The organism is Cycloclasticus sp. PY97N (assembly GCF_002443175.1).
Classification (GTDB): domain Bacteria; phylum Pseudomonadota; class Gammaproteobacteria; order Methylococcales; family Cycloclasticaceae; genus Cycloclasticus; species Cycloclasticus pugetii.
Map to the genome: position 1 here is coordinate 1,396,231 of NZ_CP023664.1, position 10,883 is coordinate 1,407,113.

Consider the following 10,883-nt stretch of genomic DNA (forward strand, 5'->3'; position numbering starts at 1 on the left):
CCCTAGTCCATTTAGAAACGGCTAACGATGCTAATTAGCTGGTTGATAGCTCAATGAGAAAAACACATTGGCACCATCTGTGTTGTAACCCGCTACTGTTTCATATTCTTCATTAAATAAATTAGCAACTTTTACTTGTGCTGTTAAGTCCTTGTTTATTTTATAAGCACCTACTAAATCGACTGTGGTAAAACCGGCAAGACGGCGATTGTTTGCAACATCATCAAAGCGACGGCCCGACACAAACACCTTACTTGCAAGACTAAAATCACCAAATGCTTTATTAGCATTCAAGGTAAAGGTTTGTTCAGCACGTCTAGCCAACACATTACCATCGTTCACACCGCCGCTTTTATTTTCAGGATCAATCCAAGAAAACTGGCCATCGACATTTATTCCGGCAATATCAGTAGCTGCTTGCAGCTCAAGCCCTTTTATCAACGCCTCGGAGATATTTTGAGGAACCCATAAACTATCCAGTGCGATTAAGTCTTTAATTTTTGTACGGTAAGCACTGGCCGACCACGTAATATCTGCGTGTTTACCCACTAAACCTAGTTCAAAGGACTTAGAGCGCTCAGCATCTAGATTAGGATTTGCACCAAATGGAGAATAAAGATCAACAAGGGCTGGCGCAACAAAAGCTGTTCCAAACGATGCGTTTAAGCGTAAATTATTAGAAAGCGACGTACCCCAAGCAATGTTGCCCGTAGTATTGCTACCAAACTGCTCATTATCTTCATTTCTAACGGCTAATTGATAAGAATGCGCACCATATTCACCTAATAATTGAGCAAAAACGGCATTGCTATGACGATTGGTTTCTGTGAAGCCACCCGATTCTTTTATTTTGTCATCTTCGTAGTCATAACCTAACACCAACACGTGTTCATCATTAATTTGGAAGTCATTTTGCAGGCTAAAATGGTCTTGTTGATTATCAGCAAAACTGGCTGCAAATGCGCCTTCGTTATCAGCCTCAATTCTGCCTTGGCTTAAGGTTGCTTTTACAGTCCATGTGTCTGACACATCAGCCGTCAACTTAGCACCAAAGGTATGTTGCAAAAAGTCCGTTGTGTTGAAATAACCATCGTATTCACTTTGCCCCTCACTGTATAAGCTAAAAAACTCTAGCTCAGCAGAGTTTGCAAAGCGGTGCCCTGCTCGTATAGAGGCATTGCTGTTTCTATAAGCATCGTCGTCAGGCTCGGTAGCGAAACAACCAATGAATGATGTGCCGCTTCGACCATCACAGCTGTTAAAACCATTTGTTTCTGTATAGCCGCCGCTTAAGCTATACCAATTAGATGCATCTCCACCAGAAATTCCAAAGGTGGTTTCTTTCGTATCATGCGTACCAAAACCAACCGAAAGATGAGGTGTTAGCTCACCGCTTCCCTTTTTAGTAAAAATTTGAATAGTTCCACCAATAGAACCAGAGCCATATAAGCTTGATTGCGGCCCACGTACCAACTCAATACGCTCAATTTGGTTAAGTGGAATATGCTCAATTTGAGGCGCACCAAAGGCATTCGTTGCCAACTTAACGCCGTTCAATAAAACCTGGGTGTGGTTCGACTCTGTACCACGTAAAAATAATGACGTTTGCTTGCCCAAACCGCCAGTGTTGGCAATTGTTACGCCAGGAAGCCCTGAAATAGCCTCCGCAACCGTTTTATATTGATACTTTTCGATCTCTTCTTTGGTCACAACTGAGACAGAGGCTAATGTTTCATCAGCCGTTTGCGTCGTACGTGTAGCCGTCACAATAAGCGCATCATCACTGGCGAATACAATTGAAGGAGCAAAAGGTAGAACGGCGGCAACACTTGCAGCCAAAAGAGTTTTTTTCATGAGATTTCCTCGTTAGAAGGCGCAGCCCCGCGCCAGTTAAAAGACGCACGTGAGGAAATGTGATGAAGTTGAAATAGAGTAAACAACGTCAGCCCAGTTGCCCACCCGCAACGTACCGGTTTGCCTTTGGCAGGTCTCCGGGCTCATAAGTGGCTAATGTTCTGTTAACCGATGTATCGCCTTCCCATGTTTTGACACAGTGGCTGTTGATACATGTTACTTATATACCGTTGCGGGGGCAGCGTTGGGTTTGATTAAATCGTACCAACTTCCCTTTTAATTAGGCAAAGGCCTAATACCAAAAAGCGTGGGCATTATCTTTGATTTAGTCTATGCTAGTCAAGATGAGCGCTAGGTTAATTAATTGAAGAAAATCAATATCTAATGAATTCGAATAGTATTAAGGTTCTACTTGTTGACGATCATGAGTTAGTTAGAAGTGGTATAGAGCACATCTTGCAATCTGACCCGGATATTGAAGTTGTGGCGATTGGCTCATCGGGTGAAGAAGCCGTTAAATTAGCCGAACAACTCAAGCCAGACGTTATCCTAATGGACTTAAATATGCCGGGTATAGGTGGCGCCGAAGCGTTGAAACGAATATTAAGCGCGAACCCAGTTCTAAAATTATTGCCCTAAGTGTGTATGACGATGGCCCTATCCCGCATCAGGCTATAAAGTTAGGTGCTAAAGGTTATATCAATAAAGGCTGCGCGGTTAATGAAATGACAAGCGCGATTATGTCGGTTTACCAAGGTAAAAACTACCTGTCCTCTGCAGTGGCAACCAACTTAATCTTCAGTGGGCAAGAACCAGAAAAGAATGTTTTTAGCCAGTTAAGCAGTAGAGAGTTACAAATAGTAACAAAAATTGTTGATGGCCACAGAATTGCAGATATTGCCAATTCATTATCGATCAGCCCCAAAACAGTTAACACGCATCGCTATCGAGCACACGAAAAACTAGGCGTTTCTAACGATATCGAACTTGTTAAATTGGCCATTAATGAAGGTCTGCTAAAAAATTTATAAATTTATAATAATTTCCACTCGTCATTATCGTCATCATAGGGTAAAATTCGCGCTCAATTTGATTGCCTGGGTGGTGAAATTGGTAGACACACGGGACTTAAAATCCCGCGACTTTAACGGTCGTGCCGGTTCGATTCCGGCCCCAGGCACCATTGAATATCGAGGCTCCAGCAATTATTTGCTGGGGCTTTTTTATTGCCTATAGTTTTCGGGTCAATGCGGGGTCAATGCTGAATTGTTATTTGTTATCTTTTTAGCAATCGTTTCCCCATCGTAAGAATGGGACGAATATAAAGCGTCGATAGACTCGCGCTCAACATATTTCCCTAGATCACAAATAACCAAGAAAAACATAGAATACTTTGCTCCCAAAAGGTTTGCGGCAGTAATCAACTATATAAAACAACTGTTAATCATTGGAACACTGATTCGAATCCAGTCGGAGGAGCCATATATCAAAGTCTTAGTTACCCTTGCGGTGCTGGGGCTTTTTTATTTTCAGATATATCCTTGATGTACCGTCACCACCACGACGGGCTCATAGTTCATTTCCTCAGTCCATTTTCTATTTCTGTATTGCTAGCAACATTCACCTCAAAATAAACCCAACAAACCACTTAATTTAGAATAAACACTTATTTGACAAGCGACAGTTCAAAGGGTTAGAGTTCGCGCCAATGTTCCCGAAAAAACACATCGTGCTTAAACACCTAAGCATACTGCTTCTGATTCTTAGCACACTAAGCTATAGCAGTGTGTGGGCAATGAGCGGTCATGATGATATTGCCGGGGAACATCAGCAAACTATATCTCATATAGCTGATTTACACAGCACTGATCTAACTAGTGATCAAGACAACCACCTAGATGATGATCACTGCTGTCACGCCGGTGCTCATTTGTTAGGCTTGATTGGTCTCTATACAAAAGTATCACTTCACGTAGCTAAACGTGACACCTTGGCATATAACCTACTTTTTCAGTCACACCAAACCAGCCCGCTCCAGCGTCCCCCTCTTAGCTAATTCCTAATAATTTTGTCGGTTATAGCCGGCGATACCTACACGATTCATTAATTTAAATCGTCTATGTTTTATTTTATTTATAGGAATTTCCATGAGATTTTTAAATGTCATTAGCCTTTTTGCATGCGCCTTATTGTTACCTTCAACAGTTGGCGCTAACGAGCAACAGAAGCTCGAAAGTTGGCTAAACCAAGTTGTACAACATCATCCTAGATTACAAGCAGCTCAAGCTTCTGCTGATAAGGCATCAGCTGAGCTTCGTGCTGCCAATCAACCTTTGTTCAACCCAGAACTTGAATTTGAGTATGAACGAGCAGGTGTTGATACAAAAACAGCGGGCATCACTCAGACCATTGACTGGGGTGATAAACGATTAGCGCAAACACATCTTGCCGATTTCAAATTGCAGCTTAGCCTTACCGAATTAACTGTTGCACAGCAAAAATTAACTGCTGAAGTTTTATTAGCATTGGTTACATATCAAGCCAGTATTGATACGCTGAAAATAATTGAAAAACGTTCAAATTCGATGTCACAGTTTTTCAGTATTGCCAAACAGCGTTATCAAGCTGGAGACCTTACCGAAGTTGAACTGGCTCTAGCCCAACTAGCAAGCAGCGAAGCGAATTTTGAGTTAGCTGATGCTCGTTCTGAGTTAATTATCAATAAACAGAATCTTTACGTGGTATTAGGGAGCGGGAGTAACTCTTTACTAATGTCATTACCAGTAATGAGTGACATACCTACCAGCTCAGAATATCCGGTAAAGGATTCGAATCAAACACTCGATCGCTTACCAGAGATGCGTCTTGCCCTTACTCGAATGAACATTGCTCGTGCAGAAATTAAATTACGTCAGCGCGAACAACGCCCTAACCCAAGTATTGGAATAAAAGCAGGTAAGGAAGGCAACGATAATTTAACGAGCCTTAGTTTCTCAATGCCTCTGTTTGTACGAAATAATTTAAGCGCTGAAGTAGAAGCCGCCCAATTACTGCTTATACAGCGTGAATATGAAGCAACAAGTACGAGACAAGCATTACTCGCTCAACTGACTTCAGCAGAACAAACACTTCAGGTTAATCGTCAAGCATGGGCTCAGTGGAAAGCGACCGGAGGTCAGCATTTATTACGAAAAGAAAAACTGTTAGGCCGTCTATGGAAAGCAGGTGAATTAAGTACAGCCGACTATTTGGTGCAACTCAAACAATCACTTGATACCGAAGAAAGTGTCATTAGGCAGCGCGCTCAACTATGGCAGTCTTGGACGCAATGGCTCATTGCCTCTGGCGATATTGCTAAATGGATAAGCCCCCAAAGTAGCCTACAAACAAACAGCATCCCTAAGAAATTAGGCAGTGGAGAATAATAATGAATAAGTTTAATACCATTTTTTTGATCACTCTTTTAACTCTATCAAGTGCTCAAACCATCCATGCATCAGAAGATGACCATGACCACAAAACCGCACATACTGAAGAAGATCATGATACGCATGAAGAAGACGGTGATGCCCATGAAGAAGATCATGATACGCATGAAAATGACGGCAAAAAACATGAAAAAGGCGGTGATGCACATGAAGAAGAGGAAGGAATTCATTTAACAGCTGCTCAACAAAAAGCAGCAGGCATAACCACTACGCCCCTCCAGTTAACGAATATAGACCTCAGCATTAGTGCACCAGGCGAAATAACCCTAAATGCTTATGCAACCAGTCAGGCTGTATCACTCATTAATGCTCAGGTTGTTAAAAGACATGCAAAACTAGGTGATTTAGTGTCTACGGGGCAGCCATTAGTCACGTTATCTAGTGTTGAAATGGCACAGGCACAGGGCGACCTTTTAGTAGCTGCTCGAGAATGGACCCGTGTTCGAAAGTTAGGACAAAAAGTAGTTTCTGCGGCTCGATACATACAAGCCAAAGTAAACAATGAACAGGCTCGTGCAAAAGTGCAGGCATATGGCATGAACCAACAACAAGTTGAGGCCATTTTAAAAGCGGGTAATGCCAGACTGGCCAACGGTCGCTTCCAACTATTAGCGTTGCAAAGTGGCACCGTAATTCAGGATCAATTTACATTGGGTGAAGTAGTTAATGCAGGTCAAATGTTATTTAAAGTTAGTGATGAAACGAAACTTTGGGTAAATACTCGACTAACCGCAAAACAAGTTACAGACGTGCAAATAGGAGCTATGGCCAATGTCATTTTTGGTAAAAAAACATTAAAGGGAACCGTTATTCAACGTCATCATTCTTTGGATGAAAGCACACGTACTATTGGTATTCGTATCGAAGTAGCAAACCCTGATGACGTATTACACCCAGGTGTTTTTGTTGACGTAAACATTGCTGCAAATAACGCAGAAAAAGTACTGTCTGTTCCTGCCGATGCGGTTCTACGTAGCCCTGATGGCGATTGGATGGTATTTGTTGAGCACGAAGACAACCAATTCGAGCCTAAAGAAATCAATGTATTACGAACAAATAATGGAGTGACGGTAATTGATGGTATTGATGCAGGCACTCGCGTCGTAACTCATGGTGCATTCTTTTTACAATCAGAATTAGCAAAGTCTGGTTTTAACATTCATAACCATTGAGGCCACAACCATGTTTAATAAAATTATTGACCTCGGTATTAATAATCGTCTGCTGGTAGTGCTTTCACTGCTGGCGACTCTTGTTGGCGGAACATTAATATTACCTTCACTTAATCTTGATGCCTTTCCGGACGTAACCAATGTTCAAGTACAAATTAATACTGAAGCTCGTGGACTTGCTTCGGAGGAAGTCGAGCAACTAATCACCTTCCCTATCGAATCCGTGATGTACGCCTTGCCTGATGTTGAAGAAGTTCGCTCAATATCTAAAACAGGGCTATCTGTTATCACTGTCGTTTTCAAGGAAGGAACCGACATCTATTTTGCCCGGCAACTTATTTTTCAACGCCTGCAATCGGCACGTGAGCAAATTCCAGATGGTATTGGAACCCCTGAAATGGGGCCAAATACTTCAGGGCTTGGGCAAATATATCAATATATTTTGCGTGCTGACGATCCTGAAAAATTTGATGCTATTGCCTTGCGAAGTCTAAACGATTGGGTGGTCAAGCTGCTATTAATGCCTGTTAGTGGGGTAACCGAAGTCTTATCATTCGGCGGTGAAGTAAGGCAGTACCAAGTGCAAGTACATCCCAGTAAATTACTGTCTTATAAACTAACCATTAAAGATATTGCTGAAGCTATTGAAGAAAACAACCGTAATGCAGGTGGCTGGTATTTAGACAGAGGTGCGGAACAACTCATTATTCGTGGTGTAGGCTGGGTACGAAGCGACAAAGAGGGTTTACGTGACATCGGTAATATTCCGTTAAAAAATATTGACGGCGTATCAGTACGAGTCAGTGATGTGGCAATAGTCGATTTTGGCCCTGAAATTCGTCAAGGCGCTGTGACTATGTCGACTCGTGATGTTAAAGGAAACCCAGTTGCAATGGGCGAAGTAGTAGCAGGGATCGTAATGAAACGCTTAGGCGCTAATACAAAAGCGACTATCGATGGTATTAAGGCAAGGCTACCCGCGATACAAACGGCATTACCGGACGGTGTGACTATTGAACCTTTTTACGATCAAGCAGACTTAGTCAATCAAGCCGTTAAGACGGTAAGCTCAGCATTATTACAAGCATTCGTGTTGATTATCGTTGTCTTAATGCTGTTTTTAATGAACATCCGTGCCGCCTTTTTGGTGCTCATCTCAATGCCAATATCGGTTGGTTTAGCACTCATGTTTATGGCCTATTGGGGTATTTCAGCGAACCTGATGTCGTTAGGTGGTTTAGCCATAGCTATCGGTATGATGGTGGATGGTTCGGTTGTGATGATGGAAAATGTTTTCAGTCATTTAAGTAAGCCTGATAGGGAGCACGAGCAATACGCTCAAACAGTGCTAGCGGAAGGTGCACCCGATCCATATAACGTAGCTCAAGACCATCATGGGATTTCACTTCGAATTCTAATAGCTGCCCGTGAAGTCGGCAGGCCGGTGTTTTTTGCGGTGATGATTATTATCATCGTATTTGCACCGTTATTTACGTTGGAAGGAGTCGAAGGCAAGTTGTTCCAACCAATGGCTATTTCAATTGTATTGGCTATGTTAGCTTCGTTATTGGTTGCGCTTATTATTGTGCCCGCATTGGCAACATACATGTTCCGTCACGGGGTTAAAGAAAAAGACAATCCAATTGTTACCTTTTTTGACAATATGTACCGCCCGCTGTTATCACGGGCTTTAGGTGCACCTCGTAAAATTGTCTTCGGCGCCGTCATCTTGTTTATTGGTTCACTCGCTTTAGTGCCTTTTCTTGGAACAGAGTTTGTGCCTGAATTGGAAGAAGGCACCTTAAACATTCGTGTCACACTAGCGCCTTCATCTAGCTTAGAAACCTCATTAGAAGTATCTGGGAAGCTTGAAAAGAAATTGATGACCTTCCCAGAAGTTCTATACGTTTCCAGTCGAGCTGGACGTGCTGAAATTGGCGGTGATCCTGAACCTGTATCCAACGTTGAGATATTTGTTGGCTTGAAACCTGTAGATGAATGGACAAGCTCATCCAACCGTCAAGAATTACAAAAATTGATGGAGGAAAAGATGTCAGTTCATCCTGGTTTGCTATTCTCATTTTCACAGCCCATTGCTACTCGCGTAGATGAGTTACTGTCGGGTGTGAAAGCACAATTAGCTATAAAGCTGTTTGGCCCAGATTTAGCCACGCTTGCAAGCACCGGTAAAAAAATAGAAGGCTTGGTGCGCAAAATTGAGGGTACTCGCGGCGTTGAAATGGAACAAATTGCGGGTGAAGCTCAATTGGCTATTCGTCCTAATCGCGATTCATTAGCACGTTATGGCATTCCTGTTGCGCAAGTAATGGATCTAGTCGCCAATGCCATTGGTGGCATGGAAGCAGGTCAAGTCATTAACGGCAACGAACGATATGATATTACTGTTCGCTTGGATGCAGGTTATCGCAACAGCATAGAAGCCATTCAAAATATCACCTTACAAGCACCAAACGGTGCATGGGTTAAATTGGCTGATGTAGCTGAGGTAAAAATCGAATCCGGTCCACCACAAATCCGTCGAGATGATGTGCAACGACGAGTGGTCATTCAATCCAATGTTGAAGGCCGTGATATGGGTGGCCTTGTAGCTGAAATAAATCAGCGAATCAATGACGAGATTGATTTACCCGCTGGTTATACCGTTGTGTTTGGTGGGCAATTTGAAAACCAAAAACGAGCACAAGATAAGCTGATGATTGTCGTTCCCGTTTCACTGGGAATGATATTTTTAATGCTGTACTTTGCATTCAATTCTGTCGGGCAATCCTTATTAATTATGTTGAATGTGCCCCTAGCTATGATTGGCGGTATCGTTGCATTATTTATCTCTGGTCAGTACTTGTCTGTACCGGGTTCAATTGGCTTTATTGCCTTGTTTGGTGTTGCGGTATTGAATGGCGTGGTGATGATCAATGCCATTAATCAACGAATTGCAGATGGGCTATCTAGTCAACAGGCCGTGTTTGAAGGTGCTGTATCACGTTTACGTCCCGTGCTCATTACCGCCGCAACCACAGCTCTTGGGCTTATCCCTATGTTACTTGCGACAGGAATTGGCTCAGAAGTACAGAAGCCACTGGCAACGGTTGTCGTTGGCGGGCTTTTCTCAGCAACCTTGTTAACGTTGGTGGTAATACCTGCGTTATATGCGTATTTCTCAAAGCAACATAATGAAGGGTAGGAAATAGAAATGGCCGGATGTGATAGCTGTTCCAGCGATAAAATAGAAGCGGCAACGAAACAACAAAAACGCGTATTGATCTTAGTTTTATTAATAAATGCGGTGATGTTTGTCGTTGAATTTATTGCTGGCATGCTAAGCCACTCCACCGCATTAATGGCGGACTCATTAGATATGCTGGCCGATGCTTTGGTGTATGCTCTAGGGCTATTTGCCCTAGGGCGTGCAACTCATTGGAAGAGTCGCGCGGCATTAACTAGCGGTATATTTCAGATGATATTGGGCTTAGGAATTTTAATACAACCAATCTACCTACTAAGCACTAACAATATACCTGATGCCTTCAATATGGGGGTGTTTGGGGTGTTGGCGCTCATTGCCAATTCAATATCTTTCTTCTTGTTAATGGCGTATCGAGACGGGGACATCAATATGCGAGCCACATGGGTATGCACGCGCAACGATATGATTAACAACGTCGGTGTGCTCATTGCAGCCGGCTTGGTTTATTGGTTCTCATCGCCGTTACCTGACATTATTATTGGCTTGATCATTGCCATAATCGTTATGCATTCTGCTTGGGGTGTTATTCGTGAGGCTAAGAGCACTTTAAACATAGACTTAGAATAGCTTTAAAGTGAGTACGAAAAATAAGTCTAGAGGCTCATTAACCGCAATCTTTTCAGGTACTCATGGATGACATTGGGAAAATAATATATCTTCACCAGTAGTGATAACACTTAAAGTAAAAGGTGGTTACTTATTCCCCGCATTGAAAAAAAACACGTTGGGTAAGCCTATTTATAGGTACAAAAAAACAACTCATATAACAATTGAGTAATTCAAGAAGAGCATTAATATGCGAATTCAATCATTAATTTTTAGTCTAATTATCTTTCTTTTTCCATTAGTAGGTTTTTCTGAAAGCTCTCATGACCACGGTTACGGCACATTACTGTAATGATATAAATAAGAAACTTATAGAGGGTTTTAATTACAACAATTTTGTTGTAATTAAATAAACATTACTTGAAAGCTCATTTCATAATAACTGAAATTAGAAATATTCACGGCCAGAAAGTAATAAACTTAGACAGGTTGCCGAGATTAAAAAACAGCCTTCTTCATCTGTCCAGCTACTTCAATGTGTCGTACATTTCTATAGCG

The 10,883-nt window shown here is 42.1% G+C and carries 8 protein-coding genes, 1 tRNA gene and 1 riboswitch; of the genes, 8 read left to right on the forward strand and 1 reads right to left on the reverse strand.

The genetic code is table 11. The features are described from left to right. Positions 1-30: 30 nt before the first annotated feature. The gene (locus CPC19_RS06915) at positions 31-1,854 is read right to left on the reverse strand and encodes a TonB-dependent receptor domain-containing protein (RefSeq protein ID WP_016390668.1); all 1,824 of its coding nucleotides are present in this window, start codon (positions 1,852-1,854) and stop codon (positions 31-33) included. 110 nt (positions 1,855-1,964) lie between these two features. After that, a riboswitch (cobalamin riboswitch) is annotated at positions 1,965-2,172 on the reverse strand. Positions 2,173-2,238: 66 nt separating this feature from the next. On the opposite strand from CPC19_RS06915, the gene CPC19_RS11945 reads away from it, so the two are divergent. The 8 genes from CPC19_RS11945 to CPC19_RS06950 all read left to right on the forward strand — a co-directional run bounded on the left by CPC19_RS11945 (position 2,239) and on the right by CPC19_RS06950 (position 10,346). After that, positions 2,239-2,493 carry a response regulator transcription factor gene (locus CPC19_RS11945; RefSeq protein WP_240183325.1) on the forward strand — a complete coding sequence of 85 codons (255 nt, stop codon included), beginning with the start codon at positions 2,239-2,241 and terminating at the stop codon, positions 2,491-2,493. An 86-nt stretch (positions 2,494-2,579) separates the two neighbouring features. Beyond that, positions 2,580-2,885 carry a LuxR C-terminal-related transcriptional regulator gene (locus CPC19_RS11950; protein WP_240183326.1) on the forward strand — a complete coding sequence of 102 codons (306 nt, stop codon included), beginning with the start codon at positions 2,580-2,582 and terminating at the stop codon, positions 2,883-2,885. Between the two features lie 64 nt (positions 2,886-2,949). After that, positions 2,950-3,037, forward strand: a tRNA-Leu gene (locus CPC19_RS06925). Between the two features lie 612 nt (positions 3,038-3,649). Continuing rightward, positions 3,650-3,910, forward strand: coding sequence for a hypothetical protein (locus CPC19_RS06930; RefSeq protein WP_016390670.1), 261 nt, complete (start codon positions 3,650-3,652; stop codon positions 3,908-3,910). A 91-nt stretch (positions 3,911-4,001) separates the two neighbouring features. Further along, the gene (locus tag CPC19_RS06935; RefSeq protein WP_016390671.1) at positions 4,002-5,279 is read left to right on the forward strand and encodes a TolC family protein; all 1,278 of its coding nucleotides are present in this window, start codon (positions 4,002-4,004) and stop codon (positions 5,277-5,279) included. A gap of 2 nt (positions 5,280-5,281) precedes the next feature. Beyond that, positions 5,282-6,514, forward strand: a complete 1,233-nt coding sequence (locus tag CPC19_RS06940; protein WP_016390672.1) for an efflux RND transporter periplasmic adaptor subunit — start codon at positions 5,282-5,284, stop codon at positions 6,512-6,514. Between the two features lie 10 nt (positions 6,515-6,524). Continuing rightward, positions 6,525-9,716: an efflux RND transporter permease subunit gene (locus tag CPC19_RS06945; protein WP_016390673.1), complete on the forward strand. Its 3,192-nt coding sequence runs from the start codon at positions 6,525-6,527 to the stop codon at positions 9,714-9,716. Between the two features lie 9 nt (positions 9,717-9,725). Further along, complete coding sequence (locus CPC19_RS06950) at positions 9,726-10,346, forward strand: cation diffusion facilitator family transporter (RefSeq protein ID WP_016390674.1); 621 nt, start codon at positions 9,726-9,728, stop codon at positions 10,344-10,346. The last annotated feature ends 537 nt before the right edge of the window (positions 10,347-10,883 follow it).

Bases quoted from the DNA above. Each gene is read 5' to 3' on its own strand.
- CPC19_RS06915 (WP_016390668.1), bottom strand. From the start codon at position 1,854: ATGAAAAAAACTCTTTTGGCTGCAAGTGTTGCCGCCGTTCTACCTTTT.
- CPC19_RS11945 (WP_240183325.1), top strand. From the start codon at position 2,239: ATGAATTCGAATAGTATTAAGGTTCTACTTGTTGACGATCATGAGTTA.
- CPC19_RS11950 (WP_240183326.1), top strand. From the start codon at position 2,580: ATGACAAGCGCGATTATGTCGGTTTACCAAGGTAAAAACTACCTGTCC.
- CPC19_RS06930 (WP_016390670.1), top strand. From the start codon at position 3,650: ATGAGCGGTCATGATGATATTGCCGGGGAACATCAGCAAACTATATCT.
- CPC19_RS06935 (WP_016390671.1), top strand. From the start codon at position 4,002: ATGAGATTTTTAAATGTCATTAGCCTTTTTGCATGCGCCTTATTGTTA.
- CPC19_RS06940 (WP_016390672.1), top strand. From the start codon at position 5,282: ATGAATAAGTTTAATACCATTTTTTTGATCACTCTTTTAACTCTATCA.
- CPC19_RS06945 (WP_016390673.1), top strand. From the start codon at position 6,525: ATGTTTAATAAAATTATTGACCTCGGTATTAATAATCGTCTGCTGGTA.
- CPC19_RS06950 (WP_016390674.1), top strand. From the start codon at position 9,726: ATGGCCGGATGTGATAGCTGTTCCAGCGATAAAATAGAAGCGGCAACG.